Source organism: Streptosporangium sp. NPDC023615 (genome assembly GCF_040640155.1).
Lineage (GTDB): Bacteria > Actinomycetota > Actinomycetes > Streptosporangiales > Streptosporangiaceae > Streptosporangium.
This window is the reverse complement of sequence record NZ_JBFABE010000100.1, coordinates 1-17,080: the sequence shown is the minus strand read 5'-3', so window position 1 is coordinate 17,080 and position 17,080 is coordinate 1. Positions and strand designations below refer to the sequence as shown.

Here is a 17,080-nt window from a genome sequence, read left to right as displayed (position 1 = left end):
TCCCGCCGGCGACGAGCGGTGGCGTGGCGATGGTGGAGGTGGCCGCCGTGGCGGTACGGGTCGGACGAGGCGCCGACGGCGGCGCCGCCCCGAACCCTTCACCGGGCGACGGCCCGTCAGAACCCTTCGGGCGACGGCCCAGTAGAACCTTCCGGGCGACGGTCTGATGCCGACGCACCCCACCATCGCCCGTTCATGGGCCTGTCAAGCGTTCGTCAGGGGCTCCTCGGTGCCCTCGTCGACGAATCCGGGCACCCAGCGGATGACCTCCTCGCGGAAACGTGCGGTCGCGCCGAGCTGGCAGAGCACCCCGACCCCCGCCGCGTGCACCCGGTGGATGAGGACGTAGGAGGGGGGCAGGTTGAGCTGGCGCACCACGTTGCCCGGCCGCAGGTCGGTGGCCGTGGCGGCCTGCTGCTGGAGCCACTCCCTGCTGAAGGCGAACTCCTCGACCTGGGTCGGCTCGACATAGGGGGCGAGGAACCCCCGGAGGGCTTCGACGTCGATCTCGATGTGCGGCAGGATGAACCCCTCGTCCCGCAGGCCCTGCAGCACGGCCTCCATGTCACCGTTGTTGAAGATCCGGGTCAGCTTCCCGAAGACCGGCGGGTAGCCGTCGGGCATCCGGTTGACGGCGCCGAAGTCGAGCACGCACATCCGCCCGTCCTCCACGATCCGGAAGTTGCCCGGATGCGGGTCGGCGTGGAGCATGCCCACCCGCGCCGGTGAGGAGAACAGGAACCGGACGAGCTGAAGACCGGCACGGTCACGCTCCTCCTGGGTACCGCCGGTGATGATCCGTGACAGGGGAGTGCCGTCGACCCACTCGGAGACGAGCACCTGCTCGTTGGCGGCGATGACGTCGGGGACCAGGAAGTCGGGATCGTTCTTGAACTCCAGGGCGAAGGCATGCTGCGCCTCGGCCTCGCGCAGGTAGTCGAGCTCCTCGGCCACGCGCTCGCGCAGCTCACCGAGCACGGCCTTGATGTCGAGCCCGGGCAGCAGCACCCCGAAGAGCTTGCCCAGCCGGGCGAGCTGGTTGAAGTCGGAGAGCAGGGCCTTCCCCGCCCCCGGATACTGGATCTTGACCGCGACCGTGCGGCCGTCGTGCCAGACGGCCTTGTGCACCTGCCCGATCGACGCGGCAGCGGTGGGCTTGTCCTCGAACGACAGGAAGTTCTCCCGCCAGTCGTCGCCCAGTTGCTCGATCAGGACCTTGTGCACGGTCGCGGCGGGCAGGGGCGGCGCCGCGTCCTGAAGCTTGGTCAGGGTCGCGCGGTAGGGGCCGGCGACCTCGGCGGGCAGCGCCGCCTCGAAGATGGAGAGCGCCTGGCCGAGCTTCATGGCCCCGCCCTTGAGCTCTCCAAGCACCTTGAAGATCTGTTCGGCGGTACGTTCCTGGATCTCCTGGGCGACGATCTCGGCGGGCCTGCCCCCGATCCGTTTCCCCAGGCCCAGGGCGGTGCGGCCGGCGAACCCGATGGGAAGGGCCGCCAGTTTGGCGGAGCGCGCAACGGCGCGGCGCGGAAGGTCACTCACCTTGATTAGCGGCGTGTCCCCCGTACAGCGAGACGCCGCTCCCTCCCTTCGCTGTGGTGTGTCAGCTACGGGTAGCCGACGCGACCATTGTTAGCGAACCCAACTCGTTTCGAAAGCAACGACATTGAGGATGAACACTCCAGGATCGCCTCTTCCATCTCCAATCTGGCAATACTTCCACTGTGCTGTTGGTCACAGCGGGTTCGCAACCGTCGATCAGAGCGAGCGCGTGGCCGGCGGCCGAGGCCGCCACCAGCGTCGACAGCGCCGTCCCACACGCGTTTTCTCCCGCCGGGAACCCTCCCAGCCGAGCGCTGACGACCGGCCAGCCGGGGTCACGATCTCGCCGGGTCAGTTCAAGGCAGTTCAGGCAGGCGCTCCGCCCGGGCAGCACCAGCGGACCGACCGAGCCCGCCCCTTCGAAGGCGCTCACCAGCAGGTGCGGGATCTTCCAGTCGAGGAGCTCCCTGACCAGTAGGGCGTCCAGCGGCACCACCGGCGCGAGCACCACCAGGTCGGGCGGCCGGGCGCCGTCGGACGGCCTGGCCGCCTCGTCGCCGGTCCACGCGGTGATCCCGGGCGCCAGCCTCCTGGCCACCGCGACCGCGCCGTCCTGCCTGCTCATCCCCACCTCCGCCCAGCCGAGCCCGCCGGGAACGACATCCCGTCGCCGGGTCGCACCGGGATCGACGACGCACAGATGACCGACGCCGGAGGCGGCGAGAAGGGCGACGACCTGCGCCCCCACCCGGCCGGCCCCGTAGACCCGGACCTGGGCCCGTCGCCGGCCCTCCAGCGTGGAGAGCCCCCCGTCGATCGTGCCGGGAGAGAGGGAGAGCGCGTCGAGATCGGGCTGCAGCCGGTCACGTTCGGCGATCGCGAGCGTGCGCAGCGGACCGGGACCGGCCGCCGCGTCGTCCACCACGCCCCGGCTGACCAGCAGATCGAGCAGGATCCGGCCGTTCTCCTCGCCGAGACCGGCCGCGACCGCCCCGTCCAGCACGCCCGCGACGTCCCGTACGCCGTCGAGGCTCTCCACCCAGCGGCGGACCTCGGGGTCGAGGTCGGTCAACATCACCGAGTGCCGCGCGTGCAGGCCGAACTGCAGGGTGCGCCCGTCACGGGCGACGCGGCGCAGGGCAGGCTTCAGACGTGGTCTCATCGGACGCCTTTCGTGGTCGGGGGGCGGCCCGTGGACGGGCCAGGGACGATCCGGGAGCGGGCCGGGCGTGCAGCGTGTCACGCTCCTGGAAGATCCCGGACGGCTTTTCCCCCGCCTGTGGATAACTTCCGTCCCGTGGGCGCCCCACCTGACGGAACCGGTCGCCCCCGTGGACGACCCACCCCCGGGACCGCTCGCCTCCCTGGACGCGAGCCCCCGGAAACGATCCGGTGCACGGGCGGGGCGGCGCCCGGGGCGTGAGGGGAGCGCGTCCCCAGGTGAGACACGGCTTCCCGGGGGACGACCTGCGAGGCGACGCAGTGCCCGGGGGCGCCGATCAGGACGGACGGCCGTGGGTTACGCTCCCCGGCATGAACGAGCTCTTGGTCGACAGGCGCGACGACGGCGTCGCGGTGCTCACCCTGAACCACCCCGACCTGCGCAACGCGATGACCGACGGGATGACCGCCCGCTGGCGGGAGACCATCGCCGAGCTGGCGGCCGACGGAGACCTGAGGTGCGTGGTCGTCACCGGGGCAGGGAACGCGTTCTGTTCCGGGGGGGACCTGTCCTGGCTCGCCGAGCGGGGCGCCGAGGACGTTCCCGCCCTGCGGGAGCGCATGCTCGCCTTCTACCGGACCTGGCTGGCCGTCGCGGACCTGGAGGTGCCGACCCTGGTGGCCGTCAACGGCGCGGCGGTCGGAGCGGGACTCTGTCTCGCCCTGGCGTGCGACCTGGTCTACGCGGCCGAGGAGGCCAAGCTTCTGGCCCCCTTCACCTCGCTCGGCCTGCACCCCGGCATGGCGGCCACGTACCTGCTGCCCAGGGTGGCCGGAGTGGGCACGGCCAGGGAGATATTGCTCACAGGGCGGACGATGACGGGACGTGAGGCGGCCTCCGCGGGACTGGTGACCAGGGCGTTTCCCCGCGAGACCCTGATGGCCGAGGTGATGGGGATCGCGTCGCGGACCGCCGCCAACGCGCCGACCGCCACCCGGCTCACCAAGGTGGCCCTCGCGGGCGGCGGGCACGCCGACCTCGAGGCCGCGCTGCGCTGGGAATCCCTGGCCCAGCCGGTCACCATGGCCTCGGGCGACATGATCGAAGGCCTGGCCGCCCAGAGAGAACGGCGGACCCCGCGATTCGGCAACGCCTGAGACGGCAGATATCCAGGTTAATTCGATAAGTCGCGGCCACGGTTGATCACTCCCGTCGAACAAACGACGAACACTGATTGACCAGGGGGAACGTGTTCTACCCTCTGGTGTGAATTCGCCATTCTCGGCTACCGTTCATATGTGCCCCCCGAGACAGTCGAGGTCCGCCGAAGTTCTCGCCGCCGGCGGACGGTTTCTGCGTACCGCGACGGCGAGAAAACGATCGTGCTCCTCCCTGCCGGTCTGAGTAGCACCGACGAGGAACAATGGGTGCGTCGCATGCTCGATCGACTGGCGGCCAAGGAGCAACGCCGGCGTCCCTCGGACGACGACCTCCTGGAGCGGGCCTCGGAGCTGTCGACCCGTTACCTGGACGGGCAGGCGATGCCGTCGAGCGTCCGCTGGGTGGAGAACCAGCAGCACCGCTGGGGCTCCTGCACCCCGGACCACGGGACCATCAGGATCTCCACGCGGCTGCGGGGCATGCCGGCGTGGGTGGTCGACTACGTGATCATGCATGAGCTCGTCCACCTGCTGGTGCCGAGCCACGGCCCCCGGTTCTGGGCGCTGGTGGAGCGGTATCCCAGGGCCGAGCGGGCCAGGGGCTTCCTGGAGGGGTTCTCCACCGCGGCCCACGGCTCCCCGGAGGAGTGGTGACCCAGGAGCGGGTGGTCGCCGTTCTCGTCACCCCTTCCGCGGCGGCCGCGGCCCCGCCGGGCGTCGACGCCGAGGCCTTCCTGACGGCGGTCGCCGAGGACGCCTACGAACTGGTCGCCGGGCTCGACTTCGTCTCCCCGGTCGTCGTCAGCAGCGTTCCCGGCATGGAGGAGATCGTCTGGCCGGGTACGCCGGTCGTGCACGTCCCCGACCTCTCCGGTGCCGCCCTGGTCCGGGCGGCCTTCCAGGCACTGCCCCACGGAGAGCAGGCGGTCCTGCTCAGCGCGGACGCCCCCGACCTGCCGCCGCTGCTCATCGGCAAGCTCTTCAGGGAACTCGGCCGCGCCCGGATCGCGGTCTGTCCCGCCGCCGGGGGCGGCGCGGTGGCGCTGGCCGCCCACCTGCCCTACCCGGCCTGGGCCCAGACGGGTCTCGACGACCTCGACCCGGTCAAGGCGCTGCGAGCCTCGGCGCCCGGCAGCCGCATGGTCGCCAAGGGGCCCGGCTGGCACCGGCTGCGTTCCCCCGCCGACATCGGTCTCCTCGACCCGGGCCTCGAGGGCTGGGACAACACCCGGGCCCTGCTGTCCGGCTGAACCGGGCCGCCCCGGGGCCGCCCGGACGTCTCACGGCACATCGGGACGCGCCAAAGCGCCCAAGGACACACATCGGGGCGTCCAGAGACCCATCAGGCCTCATAGGGGCACGTCAGAGCGTCCAAGAGCACGTCGGGACGTGGGGTCAGGGCTCCCAAGGGCGCCGGCGCGCGTGAAGGCGGGTCAGGGCGGGTCAGGGCGGCGGCAGACGCAGGTCGGCGAAGACGGCCCGGTGATCGGTGCCCGGAACGGTGTGCACGCTGACCGTCTCCACCCCGACCCGCCGGTCCACCACCACGTGGTCGATCGTGATCAACGGTGGGACGCGGTTGTTCACCGGCCAGGTGGGGGTCAGTCCCTCACCGGCGCCGTCGGCGGCGTCCAGATAGCCCCGGGCGAGGAAACGGCGCATCGCCGCATGGTCCAGGCTGGCGTTGAAGTCACCGGCGAGGATGCGGATCGTGTCCCGGTCCGCCGACGGCAGGGCGTCCAGCGCCGCCGTCCAGTCGTAGACCTGCCTGCCGAGCGGGGGGAACGGGTGCACGTCGACGATCTCGATGGGCCGGGAGCCGGGAACGGTCATCAGCGCGGCGGGCATGTTGTGCCCGATCGCCTCGAACAGGTCCTTCCTGGCGGTCAGGGGATACCGGGCGTACAGGCCACTGCCTCCGGCGCTCCACTCCGGCTCCAGCACCCGGTACGGCATGATCTCGCCCAGTCCGGCCGCGTCCAGCTTCTCGACCATCCCGGGGGTGAGCTCCTGGGTGCTCAGGACGTCGGGCCGGAGCCGCCTGACCAGGTCCATCACGGCGCCGGGCTCGGCATGCCCGAAGAGCGTGTTGATCGTCAGGACCTTCAGAGGCGTTCCCTCGACCGTCTCGGCGGAGCGGAAGGCCCGGGGCAGCACGCTGAGGCCGAGCGTCACGGTGGTGATCAGCGCGACCGCGGTCGCCGTCCGGTTGCGGGCCAGCGCGGCCAGCAACAGCGGCAGGAGCGACCCCGCCGCGACGTACGGGGTGCCCGTCATGAGCTGGGTGGTCAGCGAGTCCCGTTCGAGCCCGGCGCCCCTGGCCACCGCCCATGCGGCGAACGGCGTCACCGCCGCCCAGGCCAGGGCGCTGGAAACCCTCCAGCGCCGGCGGGCGGGCCCCGGGGCCGGGCCTTCGGCGTTCCCGACACCTCTGTCGGCCACGATGTTCACGCTCACGGTGCCCCGATCCACTTCGCACAACTGACGGAACGACGATATCCAGGGCGAAGTGAGACAAGCGTAAAACGGTCCAACGCTCGCGGAAGATCCGGGACACGTCCGGAACCGGCCGACCGCCACCGATCATCAGCCATCGGCCGGGCACCGGCCACCGCTCGCCGGGACTCCCGTCGTGAGAACCTCCGCCCGGGAAGCCCCACCGGCCGCCTCGCCACGACGAACCCCGGCCTCCGGCACCCACGGCGAAACCACGGCCCCCGGCGGCCCTCACCGGTCCTCCACCGGTCCTCCACCGGGGCTCCGCCCGAAAGATCAGCCGGAGCGCAGCACCTCGCGGGCGCGGCGGACCAGCCTGCGGGTCGCCTCGTCGGAGAGCTCCGGGATCTCCTCCACCGGGAACCAGCGCAGGTCGAGCGACTCCGCGCTGATCACGGCCTCCACGCCCTCCGGCGCCACCGCCCCGTACTCCACGTCCAGGTGGTAGCTGTAGGGGGGATGGCACCAGACACGGTGCCGGTCGAGCGCCAGCGGGCCCGGCAGCAGCCGCAGACCCGCGATGCCGGACTCCTCGACGGCCTCCCGCAGCGCCACCGCCTCGAGAGAGGCGTCGGCGGGCTCGCAGTGGCCGCCCATCGGCAGCCACATCCCCGCCTTGGGGTGCAGCGTCAGCAGGACCCGCTCGCCGTCGTGGGACAGCACCGCGGTCGTGGCCGTCAGGTGACCGGGGACGCACTCGCGCCACATCGCGTCCTCGTTGACGTCCAGATGATCGAGGAAGTCACCGCGGAGGGTCTCCTCCTCCACGGTGGGCGCCGTCCAGCCCGTGAGCAGGTCGCGAGCGCCGGTGCGCAGGCTCACGCGCCGCCGTCCCTCCGGCCGTCCCCGGCGTCCCCGTCCCCGGCGTCCCCGGCGTCCCCGGCGTCCCCGTCCCCGTTCCCGGAACCGCCCTCGTCCTTCCCCGCCCGCCCGCTCCCGGCGTCTCCCGGGGCGTCGCCGTCCCGAAGGGACGCCTCCAGGGACGAGAGATCCAGCTCGGGCTCGCCCCGGACGAACCGCTCGGGATCGTCGAGGTCGTCCGCGGTGGGCATCAGGTCGGGATGGTTCCAGACCGCGTCCCGGCCGTCCACGCCCCGGTCGGCCTCCAGGGACTGCCACAGGACGGCGGCCTCGCGCAGGCGCCGGGGCCGTAGCTCCAGGCCGACGAGCGTGGCGAAGGTCTGTTCCGCGGGCCCGCCGGTCGCCCTGCGGCGCCGCACCGTCTCGGCCAGGGCCCTCGCCGAGGGGAGCTTGCCCTCGGCCGCCCCGTCAACGACCGTGCCGACCCAGCCCTCGACCAGGGCCAGCATGGTCTCCAGCCGGGACAGCGCAGCCTTCTGCCGCTCGGTCTCCTCGGGCTTGAGCAGGTTCCCGCCGCTCAACGCCTGCTGGAGCTGCTCGGGATTGTTGATGTCGAGCCCCCGGAGCTGCTCCTCCAGGGCGGAGGCGTCCACCGTGATGCCCCTGGCGTACTCCTCCACCGCCCCGAGCAGGTGCGCGCGCAGCCACGGCACGTGCTGGAACAGCCGGTGGTGCGCGGCCTCACGCAGGGCCAGGTAGAGCCGGATCTCCTCCGCCGGCGTCTCCAGGCCCTGGCTGAACGCGGCGACACCCCCGGGCAGCAGGGCGGCGCTGTCGGACAGCGGCAGGCCGATGTCGGTGGAACCGATCACCTCCAGGGCGAGCGAGCCGACGGCCTGGCCGATCTGCTGGCCGACCATCATCCCGCCCATCTGCTTCATCATGCCCATCAGCGGCCCGGCCATGGCCTGGGCCTCGGCGGGCAGGCCGGCGGCGCCGAGCGTGCCGCTCATGGTCTCGACCATGCGGGCGGCGATCGGGTCGCAGAGCTTCTGCCAGACCGGGACGGTCTTCTCGATCCACTCCGAACGGCTCCACGCCTGCGGGTTGCTCACCCCGCTCGGCAGGGCCGTGGCCTCGTTGAGCCATAGATCGGCCAGGTTCAGGGCGTCGACGATCTGCCGTCGCTCGCCTTCCATGACACTCGGATCGCCCTCGGCGACCACGACGTGCCGTGCGACGTTCTTCGCCATGTCCCAGTTGACGGGACCTGAGGTCGGCGGGGCCGAGAGCATGTCGGCGAACTGGCGCATCGCCGCCGCGATCTGCTCCGGGTCGCCGAACATGGCGAACGGGTTCTCGTTGGGGTCGTTTTCCCGACCTGGCAAGTCAGTCACCGCTCTACCTCGTGCAGGATGGAGGAGTCCACATCCGCCACGTTATCCGTCGCATGGCGGGTCAGTGCAAAGTGAGGACCCGGTGCCTACCTCGAAACGCTCCCGCCCGCCCGTCGTCGCCGTCACCGGCGCGGCCTCGGGCGTAGGCCGCGCTCTCCTCACGAAGGTCGCCTCGTCTGCGGATTTCCGCAGGGTCGTGGCCATCGACGAGCAGCGTGGCGACGTGCCCGACGTCACGTGGCGGGTGATCGACGTGCGAGATCCGCTCTTGGCGAACCGCATCTCCGACATCGACGTGCTCGTTCACCTGTCGGCCGACTACGCGCTCGACGCCGACCCGGCCGAGCGGCGCGCCTACAACCTGCGGGCCGCCCAGACGGTGCTCACCGCCAGCGCCGCCGCCCGGGTGCGGCGCGTCGTGCTCGTCACCAGCGCCATGGTGTACGGCGCCGTCCCCGACAACTCCGTCCCGCTGCCGGAGGACTCCGCGGTCGCCGCCGAACCCGACACCGGCATGGTCGGCGATCACCTGGAGATCGAGGCGCTGGCCCGGCGCTCCCTGCGCAGCCACCCGGGCCTGGAGGTGACCGTGGTGCGGCCCGCCACCGTGGTCGGCCCCGGCATCGACAGCGTGATGACCCGCCACTTCGAGTCGCCCCGGCTGCTGACCGTCAAGGGATGCACCCCCCGCTGGCAGTTCTGCCACGTGGACGACCTGGTCTCGGCCCTGGAGATGGCCGCGCTCGGCACGGTCTCCGGGGTGGTGGCCGTCGGCTCCGACGGCTGGCTGGAGCAGGAGCAGGTCGAGGAGATCTCCGGGCTGCGCCGGCTGGAGCTGCCGGCCGGGCTGACCTTCGGCACCGCCCAGCGCCTGCACCGTCTCGGCATCACCCCGGCCCCCGCCACCGACCTGCACTACGTCGTCTACCCCTGGGTGGTCGACTGCGCGGCGCTGCGCGAGGCGGGCTGGAGACCGCTGTGGACCAACGAGGCCACGTTCAAGCAGCTCCTGGAGCTGCGCGAGGGCAGGCACACGGTGGTGGGGCGCAGGCTGTCCGGCAAGGAGGCCACCCTCACCGCGGCCGGTGCCACCGTCGCCGTCCTGGGCACCGCCGCGATCGTCCGCGCCGCCCGCAAGAAGCGCCGTACCTGACGACCACGCGGAAAGACGGGCCGCAAGAGGGCCCTGCCACGGAACACCCGGCATGCCGGGAACGCCACGGAACGCCGGGCACGCCGGGCACGCCGGACACGCCGGGCATCGTCATGGCCGTCGCGGGGCGCCACGGAGTGCCGGGAAGAGCCGCGGAACGCCGTCCCGGGCGCGGATCGCGGGCGACGCGCGCCCGGGGACCGTTTTTCCGGGGCGGTACGCTTTGGGCGTGGACGTCATCCGGCTGCTCGATATTCGCGACGACGCGCTCTCCGTGGACGAGGTGCTCGCCGCGGTCGGCGACCACGCCGCGGGCGGCACGGCCGTCTTCGTCGGCACGGTGCGCGACCAGGACCACGGCAGGCCGGTCACGACCCTGTCCTACTCGGCGCACCCGAGCGCCGTGAACGAGCTGCGCCGGGTGGCCGAGAAGATCGTCGCCGACTTCCCGGTGACCGCCCTGGCCGCCGTGCACCGGGTCGGCGACCTCGCGCTCGGTGACGTCGCGGTGGTGGTCGCCGTCGCCGCGCCCCACAGGGGAGAGGCGTTCGAGGCCTCCCGCAGGCTGATCGACGATCTCAAGGCCCAGGTCCCCATCTGGAAGAACCAGCTCTTCGCCGACGGCTCCTCGGAGTGGGTGGGAGCCTGCGAGTGAGGTCGTCCACCGGGTGCGCGGCCGTCGGCGCGGCGGTGCGCGGGTACGGTTTCCCGACCTGTCGTACGGCATAGGCTTTGTCCATGTCCCGACGAGCGCTGACCCTGATGGTGGCGGGCTTCCTCACGCTCATGCTGGCGCTGGTCGGCGCGGTGCTGCCGGTGCCGTACGTGGTGCTCAGCCCGGGGCCGACGGAGAACACCATCGGCGAGTTCGGCGGCAAGCCGGTGATCAGCATCGAGGGGCGCCGGACGTATCCGACCGACGGCAAGCTCAGCCTCGTCACCGTCGCCTACCAGGGCGGGCCGGGCACCAGGATCGACCTGTTCAGCGCGCTGCGCGGATGGATCGATCCCACCATCGCGGTCGTGCCGGAGGAGACGATCTTCCCCCCGGCGACCACCGCGAAGGAGGTCGAGGAGCAGAACACCCAGGAGATGACCGGCTCCCAGGACGACGCCACCGCGGCGGCGCTGACCGAGCTGAAGATCCCCTACACCTCGGTGGTGACGGTGAACTCGATCGAGAAGGGCCTGCCGGCCGACGGCAGGTTCAAGGCCGGTGACGAGATCGTCTCGGTGGACGGCACGCCCGTGCCCGACCGGGAGACCGTCTCCACCACGGTCCGCCGCCACAAGCCCGGTGAGCAGGTCGCCTTCGTCGTCAAGCGCGGCGGGCAGAACGTGAACGTCGGCGTCCCGACCACCGCCGGCAAGGACGGAACGCCCATCGTGGGCATCACCATGCGCGTCGGGTACCGCTTCCCCTTCACCGTCAAGATCAATGTCGGTGACGTCGGCGGGCCGAGCGCGGGGATGATGTTCTCCCTGGGCATCGTGGACAAGCTCACCCCCGGGTCGATGACCGGCGGCACGTCCATCGCCGGGACCGGCACGATCACCTCCGAGGGCAGGGTCGGGCCGATCGGCGGCATCCAGCAGAAGATGGTCGGCGCCAGGAAGGCCGGGGCGACGGTCTTCCTCACCCCCGCGGAGAACTGCGCCGAGGCCGTCAAGGCGATCCCGGACGGGCTCAGGCTGGTAAGGGTCAACACCCTGCACGAGGCCGTCCAGGCGGTCGAGGCGGTCCGCACCCGGACGGGGTCCGTGCCCGCCTGCCCGGCCGGCTGAGACGCCGTTCTCATCTCGTGTCCCGTTCCGGGGCACTCATCGGGCCCCTCGTACGTTGGGACCGGTGGACCCGAGACCGAGCGGGGCTGTGGCCGGACCGTGCCCGAGAGGCTCAGCCCGCCCCGACCCCGGCCGGTGTAGGTTTCCAGACACGGACCGTGCTCTTACGACAAGGGGTTGGCCTTGAGCTTCCGGACCCCCGGAGCCGGCAGGGCAATGCGCTTGCCCCGCCGGCCGCGACTGCTGCTTCCCGTCGCGATCGCGCTGGTGGCGATCGTGGCGTTGTTCTTCCTTTTCGCCGGCATCTTCACTGATTACCTCTGGTACGACTCGGTCGACTACACGGCCGTCTTCTCCGGTGTGATCGTCACGCAGATCCTGCTGTTCGTGGTCGGTGCCCTGCTGATGGTCGGCATCGTCGGCGGCAACATGCTGCTGGCGTACCGGATGCGCCCGATGTTCGGCCCCGGCATGTTCGGCGGTGCCAGCGGCGCCGACCGCTACCGGATGGCCCTCGACCCGCACCGCAAGCTGATCTTCCTGGTCGGCGTGGCGATGCTCGGCCTGTTCGCGGGATCCTCGTTCTCGAGTCAGTGGAAGACCTGGCTGGAGTTTCTCAACGCGACGCCGTTCGGTGACACCGACGCGCTGTTCAACTGGGACATCTCCTTCTTCATGTTCACCTATCCGTTCATTCGGATGGTGCTGAACTTCCTGTTCGTCGCGGTTGTGCTGTCGGCTCTGCTGTCGGCGATCGTGCACTACCTGTACGGAGGGTTCAGGCTCCAGTCGCCCGGGGTGCACGCCTCGCGCGGCGCCCGCGCGCACCTGTCGGTGCTGCTGGGCGTCTTCGTGCTGCTGAAGGCGGTCGCCTACTGGGTCGACCGGTACGGGCTGGTCTTCTCCGACCGGGGCTTCCGGCACGGCGCGTCGTACACCGACGTGAACGCGGTCCTGCCCGCCAAGACCATCCTCGCGATCATCGCCCTGATCTGCGCCGTGCTGTTCTTCGCCGGCGTCGTGCGGCCCGGCGGCATGCTGCCCGGGGTCGGATTCGGCCTGCTGGTGCTCTCGGCCGTCCTGATCGGCGGGGTCTACCCGGCCCTGGTCGAGCAGTTCCAGGTCAAGCCGAACCAGCAGGGCAAGGAGCAGGAGTTCATCAAGCGCAACATCGACGCGACACGAAAAGCCTACGGCGTCGACGGCGCCGAGGTGATCGACTACACGGCTCAGGGCGACCCGACCAAGGTCAACGTCACCGCGGACAGCTCCATCTCCGGCGTGCGCCTGCTCGACCCCAGCCTGGTGGCCAAGACCTACCAGCAGAAGCAGCGGATCCGTGGTTACTACGACTTCCACGAGCCGCTCGACGTCGACCGCTACCCGGACGCGGACGGAACCCTGCGCGACACCGTCGTGGCCGTGCGAGAGCTCACCGGCCCGCCGGCCGAGCAGAACAACTGGATCAACCGGCACCTGGTCTACACCCACGGCAACGGCTTCGTGGCCGCGCCCGGCAACGAGGTGGACTCCGAGGGCCTGCCCAACTTCGACGCCAAGGACATGCCGGTGACCGGCTCCCTGGTGGAGCGGACGAAGCTCACCGAGTCGCGGATCTACTTCGGCGAGGCGCCCGGCTCGGCCGAGTACGTCATCGTCGGCGGCACCGGCCAGAAGAAGCAGGAACTGGACTACCCCGAGAGCGGGGGCACCGGCCAGAAGAACACCACCTACGACGGCAAGGGCGGCGTCCCGGTCGGCTCGTTCATCAACCGGATGCTCTACGCGGCCAAGTACAACGAGATCAACCTGCTGCTCTCGGGCGACGTCAACACGAACTCCAAGATCCTTTACGAGCGCAACCCGCAGAGGCGGATCGCCAAGGTGGCGCCGTTCCTGAGCATGGACGACAACCCCTACCCGGCCATCGTCGGCGGCAGGGTCGTCTGGATCGCCGACGCGTACACCACGTCCAACGCCTACCCGTACTCCCAGAGCAAGAGCCTGGAGGCGATGACGAGGGACACCATCACCGACCCGCGCCTGGTGGTCCCGCAGCCGCGCGACCAGATCAACTACATGCGCAACTCGGTGAAGGCCATGGTCGACGCCTACGACGGCACCGTCAGCCTGTACGCCTGGGACGAGAAGGACCCCATCCTGCAGACCTGGCGCAAGGCCTTCCCCGGCGTCATCAAGCCGCAGACGGAGATGTCGCCCGAGCTCAAGCAGCACCTGCGCTACCCGGAGGCGCTGTTCAAGGTCCAGCGTGACGTGCTCTCCCAGTACCACATCGCCGACCCGAACGCCTTCTACAGCGGTCAGGACTTCTGGAACGTCCCGAACGACCCGTCCTCGGGCGAGCAGAACGTCAAGCAGCCGCCGTACTACCTGTCGGTCAAGATGCCGAACACCTCGGCACCGTCGTTCTCCCTGACGACCACGTTCGTGCCGCGCCAGGGCCCCAACCTGGCGGCGTTCATGGCCGTGGACGCCACTCCCGGAACCGGTTACGGAAAACTGCGCATCCTGCGCATGCCCTCCAACACCACGATCCCGGGTCCCGGTCAGGTGCAGAACAACTTCCAGAACAAGTTCTCCGGTGAGCTCAACCTGCTCGGTCTCGGCCAGGCGAAGGTCCGTTACGGCAACCTGCTGACCCTGCCGTTCGCGGACGGCCTGGTCTACGTCGAACCGGTATACGTGGAGATCGCGGCCGCCTCCGGCCAGGAGCCGTACCCGATCCTCCGCCGCGTCCTGGTGGCCTACGGCAGCAAGGTCGGCTCCGCCGACACGCTCAAGGGCGCGCTGGAAGGAGTCTTCGGGGGTGGCGCGCCGGCCACACCGCAGGAGAACGCTCCCCAGGAGAACGCCCCGGCGGAGACCAAGCCCACGGGCGAGCTGGCCGTGGCCATCGACGCCGCGCAGAAGGCCTACGACAAGGCGGAGAACGCCCTCCGGCAGGACCCGCCGAACTGGGTCGAGTACGGCGACGCCCAGAAGGAGCTCCAGGCGGCCCTGGAGAAGCTCAAGGGCACCACCGCGACGAACGGGGCCACCCCCACCCCGTCACCGACGTCCGCGACACCGGCGCCTTCGGCGTCCCCGTCGGCGTCACCGCCCGCGACCCCCGCCCCCTCGGCGACGCCGTCACCGAGTTAGCGGAGGTCGACGGGCCGGGCGTCATCTGATTCGCGTCCATCCCCAAAGCCGGGTAAGCTTCAGGCATACACCGACGCGGGGTGGAGCAGTTCGGTAGCTCGCTGGGCTCATAACCCAGAGGTCGCAGGTTCAAATCCTGTCCCCGCTACCAAGGAGAGGCCCTGATCTCACAGAGATCAGGGCCTCTCTTCTTTTCAGGACCGTGTGGTTGCGCGGGGCCGGCATCCCCGTCCCGCGCTTTTCCCCTCCCTCCTGTTTCCGGCGAATCGCGAAAGTGTCGTTTCTGAGCGCCGGCGCCTCCGGCTGCCCCGCACGTGAGCGCCGGACGCCTCCGCGAGCCGCCCCGCCCGTGCGCGCCGGGCCTCACGCTTCTCACGGTCCGGGCCGCCTCGATGTCCCGGAGGCGCGCCGGTCCCGGAACCGATTTGCCGTCCCCGCCGAATTCCGGATAGTCTTCAGACACACACCGACGCGGGGTGGAGCAGTTCGGTAGCTCGCTGGGCTCATAACCCAGAGGTCGCAGGTTCAAATCCTGTCCCCGCTACCAAGGAGAGGCCCTGATCTCACAGAGATCAGGGCCTCTCGCTTTTCCTCTCCGAAGTTCCTCGTTCCACGCGGTGCCGTGGACGCCGCGCGCCTCCGGGGCCCACCCGCGCGTACCGCCGCGTACCTCACCGGCACGCGACACCGGGCACCTGCCTTGCGGCGCCTCGCCCCCGCCGGACACACGGAAGCATCAGCCGGTCCGGGACGGCGTGCGGCGGACCAGCCGGGAGGTAGCGTGCCGCTGTGAGTGAAGAAACGTCCGGACGGATCCTGCGCTGGCGCGTGCGTCGCGATCTCCTCGTCATGAAGGCCGTCGCCGCGCTCGCCCTCGCGGTGCTCGCGACGGTGGCGCTGCTGAGCCTCGACGACCTCCGCGGCACGCTCCTGGCGGGCGCCGCGTCAGTGGTCCTGGCCGTGCTGGCGGCACGCGACGTCCTGGCTCCGGTGCGGCTGATCGCGGACGGGGAGGGTCTCATCGTGGTGAAGGGGTTCGCCAGGTCCGAACGGGTGCCGTGGAGAGCCGTCGAGCGCATCCGCGTGGACAGCAGAGCCCGCTTCACCTCGCGTACGGAACTCCTGGAGATCGACACAGGGGATGACATCCACCTGCTCAGCCGGTTCGACCTGGGCGTGCCCTGCCAGGAGGTGGCCGAGGAGCTCCGCTCGTTCCGGACGGGGACGTAGGTTCCCGCCCTGTACGGCCTCTCCTCGGTGCTCTCCTGTGCTCCCGCGTACGCGACACGTCCCCGCCGCAGTGCCTCACGCCGCAGTGCCTCGCGTGGGCGGGCGTCGCGTCGGCGGGCGTCGCCGCAGGAGCTTCGATTCGCGGGTCTCGTCAGGCTCGGGCTCGCACCCGGCGGTGCCTGGGCACGAAAGCGGGCTTGGGGCGGCGGACCAGCGTGCTCACCTTGTAGCTCCCCCAGCAGATGAGGAAGAGCCCGAAGGAGAGCTGCCCGATCCACGCCCAGGTCGCGGTCTCGACGGCCGCGAACATCACTACACCGGTCCAGACAAAGCCGAAGACGCCCACGAGGGTCGCCGCAGCCCAATTCAGCCCTCGCTGCAACATGCCCGAAGTCTTACAGATCTTGGTTCAAGCCCAGGTCAATGACGCGGAACGCCTCATCGCGGAAGGCCGCGACTTGCGCCCGCACACCTCCGGGCGCGGGCTCCGCCGTTGTTCATGGGAGTCACGTCGAGAGGGGTCTCCTCAAGGGCGGCCAGAAGCGTGGCGGCGGTGTGGGCGTCGGCGAGGATCCGGTTCACCTCGTCCTCGGACCGGGGGAGCTGGCCGCGCTTGGTGAGCTCGTCGGTGAGGAAGGTCAGCGGCTCCGGGTAGCCGGCCTCCTGCGCGGCGACGGTCGCCCGAGCCGCGGTGAGGAGACGCAGATAGTAGGCACGGAGGGTGGCCTCCCGCATGCGTGCGTCTTCGAGATCGTTCAGCAGAGACCTGGCGACCCTGAGAAGGTCGCCCGGGTGATCGGCCTCCGCGTCGATGTGCGCGCGGATGTCGTCGAACTCCGAGCGGGTCATGGTGCTCACCTCCACGGCGGAGTCAGGATCCTGACCCTCGTACGTACTTCGTATCCAGAGTCGATTGCGAATGGCTTGACGTCTGGTTGCGCGCCTCGACTTCCTCGTTCTCTCTGAGACGCGCGACGTTCAGGGAAGGTTGGCAAGTTGTCTCTGTGACATGAGAGTCCTGATAGTGTTCTTCACGCAGGACGACGAGCCCCCAGGTCTTCAGACTCCGGGTGTGTGGACTGTCCGGCGAACCCCTCTCTTGATCCGATGACTCGGTCGTGTCCGTTCAGTTGGACATCGACGGGATGTTGGAGTAAGTTAGAGGGGTTGCCCTGGAAGCAGGGCAGACAACATG

15 protein-coding genes and 2 tRNA genes are annotated in these 17,080 nt (G+C 70.4%); 10 read left to right on the top strand and 7 right to left on the bottom strand.

Features of this window, described 5'->3' with window-relative positions:
* Window positions 1-204: 204 nt before the first annotated feature.
* Both AB0G16_RS36560 and AB0G16_RS36555 read right to left on the bottom strand, forming a co-directional pair.
* The gene (locus AB0G16_RS36560) at window positions 205-1,539 is read right to left on the bottom strand and encodes an AarF/UbiB family protein (protein ID WP_362815303.1); all 1,335 of its coding nucleotides are present in this window, start codon (window positions 1,537-1,539) and stop codon (window positions 205-207) included.
* A 61-nt stretch (window positions 1,540-1,600) separates the two neighbouring features.
* Window positions 1,601-2,701 carry a ThiF family adenylyltransferase gene (locus AB0G16_RS36555; RefSeq protein WP_362815301.1) on the bottom strand — a complete coding sequence of 367 codons (1,101 nt, stop codon included), beginning with the start codon at window positions 2,699-2,701 and terminating at the stop codon, window positions 1,601-1,603.
* Window positions 2,702-3,072: 371 nt separating this feature from the next.
* Between AB0G16_RS36555 and AB0G16_RS36550 the strand changes: the two genes are divergently transcribed.
* The 3 genes from AB0G16_RS36550 (at window position 3,073) to AB0G16_RS36540 (ending at window position 5,111) form a co-directional block, all read left to right on the top strand.
* A complete protein-coding gene (locus AB0G16_RS36550; RefSeq protein ID WP_362815299.1) occupies window positions 3,073-3,858 on the top strand; it encodes an enoyl-CoA hydratase/isomerase family protein in 786 nt (261 codons plus the stop codon).
* Window positions 3,859-3,999: 141 nt separating this feature from the next.
* The gene (locus tag AB0G16_RS36545; RefSeq protein WP_362815297.1) at window positions 4,000-4,515 is read left to right on the top strand and encodes a M48 family metallopeptidase; all 516 of its coding nucleotides are present in this window, start codon (window positions 4,000-4,002) and stop codon (window positions 4,513-4,515) included.
* A complete protein-coding gene (locus AB0G16_RS36540; protein ID WP_362815295.1) occupies window positions 4,512-5,111 on the top strand; it encodes a hypothetical protein in 600 nt (199 codons plus the stop codon). Before AB0G16_RS36545 ends, AB0G16_RS36540 begins: the two co-directional genes overlap by 4 nt.
* A 193-nt stretch (window positions 5,112-5,304) precedes the next feature.
* Here AB0G16_RS36540 and AB0G16_RS36535 read toward each other — a convergent pair whose 3' ends face one another.
* The 3 genes from AB0G16_RS36535 to AB0G16_RS36525 form a co-directional block, all read right to left on the bottom strand.
* Entirely contained in the window at window positions 5,305-6,318 is a 1,014-nt protein-coding gene (locus AB0G16_RS36535; protein WP_362815293.1) for an endonuclease/exonuclease/phosphatase family protein, read from the bottom strand.
* 315 nt (window positions 6,319-6,633) lie between these two features.
* Window positions 6,634-7,179, bottom strand: coding sequence for an NUDIX hydrolase (locus tag AB0G16_RS36530; protein WP_362815291.1), 546 nt, complete (start codon window positions 7,177-7,179; stop codon window positions 6,634-6,636).
* Window positions 7,176-8,504: a zinc-dependent metalloprotease gene (locus tag AB0G16_RS36525; RefSeq protein WP_362815305.1), complete on the bottom strand. Its 1,329-nt coding sequence runs from the start codon at window positions 8,502-8,504 to the stop codon at window positions 7,176-7,178. The genes AB0G16_RS36530 and AB0G16_RS36525 overlap by 4 nt, the downstream gene beginning before the upstream one ends.
* A 133-nt stretch (window positions 8,505-8,637) precedes the next feature.
* On the opposite strand from AB0G16_RS36525, the gene AB0G16_RS36520 reads away from it, so the two are divergent.
* The 7 genes from AB0G16_RS36520 to AB0G16_RS36490 all read left to right on the top strand — a co-directional run bounded on the left by AB0G16_RS36520 (window position 8,638) and on the right by AB0G16_RS36490 (window position 15,885).
* Window positions 8,638-9,708 (top strand): NAD-dependent epimerase/dehydratase family protein, encoded by a 1,071-nt coding sequence (locus tag AB0G16_RS36520; RefSeq protein WP_362815289.1) that lies wholly within the window; start codon window positions 8,638-8,640, stop codon window positions 9,706-9,708.
* 229 nt (window positions 9,709-9,937) lie between these two features.
* Window positions 9,938-10,363 (top strand): molybdenum cofactor biosynthesis protein MoaE, encoded by a 426-nt coding sequence (locus AB0G16_RS36515; protein WP_362815287.1) that lies wholly within the window; start codon window positions 9,938-9,940, stop codon window positions 10,361-10,363.
* Between the two features lie 83 nt (window positions 10,364-10,446).
* Entirely contained in the window at window positions 10,447-11,493 is a 1,047-nt protein-coding gene (locus AB0G16_RS36510) for a PDZ domain-containing protein (protein ID WP_362815285.1), read from the top strand.
* Between the two features lie 216 nt (window positions 11,494-11,709).
* On the top strand, window positions 11,710-14,655 hold the full coding sequence (locus tag AB0G16_RS36505) for a UPF0182 family protein (protein WP_362815283.1): 2,946 nt from the start codon (window positions 11,710-11,712) through the stop codon (window positions 14,653-14,655).
* A gap of 74 nt (window positions 14,656-14,729) precedes the next feature.
* Window positions 14,730-14,806: transfer RNA gene (locus AB0G16_RS36500), tRNA-Met, on the top strand.
* 319 nt (window positions 14,807-15,125) lie between these two features.
* Window positions 15,126-15,202 (top strand) — tRNA-Met (locus tag AB0G16_RS36495).
* A gap of 242 nt (window positions 15,203-15,444) precedes the next feature.
* On the top strand, window positions 15,445-15,885 hold the full coding sequence (locus AB0G16_RS36490) for a PH domain-containing protein (RefSeq protein ID WP_362815281.1): 441 nt from the start codon (window positions 15,445-15,447) through the stop codon (window positions 15,883-15,885).
* A 151-nt stretch (window positions 15,886-16,036) separates the two neighbouring features.
* Here AB0G16_RS36490 and AB0G16_RS36485 read toward each other — a convergent pair whose 3' ends face one another.
* Together AB0G16_RS36485 and AB0G16_RS36480 are read right to left on the bottom strand one after the other, a co-directional pair.
* Window positions 16,037-16,270 carry a hypothetical protein gene (locus tag AB0G16_RS36485; protein WP_362815279.1) on the bottom strand — a complete coding sequence of 78 codons (234 nt, stop codon included), beginning with the start codon at window positions 16,268-16,270 and terminating at the stop codon, window positions 16,037-16,039.
* 53 nt (window positions 16,271-16,323) lie between these two features.
* Window positions 16,324-16,734, bottom strand: coding sequence for a hypothetical protein (locus AB0G16_RS36480; RefSeq protein WP_362815277.1), 411 nt, complete (start codon window positions 16,732-16,734; stop codon window positions 16,324-16,326).
* Window positions 16,735-17,080 lie beyond the last annotated feature (346 nt).

Excerpts from the sequence above, each read along its gene's own strand:
- AB0G16_RS36555 (WP_362815301.1), bottom strand. The coding sequence starts at position 2,701 with ATGAGACCACGTCTGAAGCCTGCCCTGCGCCGCGTCGCCCGTGACGGG.
- AB0G16_RS36550 (WP_362815299.1), top strand. The coding sequence starts at position 3,073 with ATGAACGAGCTCTTGGTCGACAGGCGCGACGACGGCGTCGCGGTGCTC.
- AB0G16_RS36525 (WP_362815305.1), bottom strand. The coding sequence starts at position 8,504 with ATGTTCGGCGACCCGGAGCAGATCGCGGCGGCGATGCGCCAGTTCGCC.
- AB0G16_RS36510 (WP_362815285.1), top strand. The coding sequence starts at position 10,447 with ATGTCCCGACGAGCGCTGACCCTGATGGTGGCGGGCTTCCTCACGCTC.
- AB0G16_RS36505 (WP_362815283.1), top strand. The coding sequence starts at position 11,710 with ATGCGCTTGCCCCGCCGGCCGCGACTGCTGCTTCCCGTCGCGATCGCG.
- AB0G16_RS36485 (WP_362815279.1), bottom strand. The coding sequence starts at position 16,270 with ATGTTGCAGCGAGGGCTGAATTGGGCTGCGGCGACCCTCGTGGGCGTC.
- AB0G16_RS36480 (WP_362815277.1), bottom strand. The coding sequence starts at position 16,734 with ATGACCCGCTCGGAGTTCGACGACATCCGCGCGCACATCGACGCGGAG.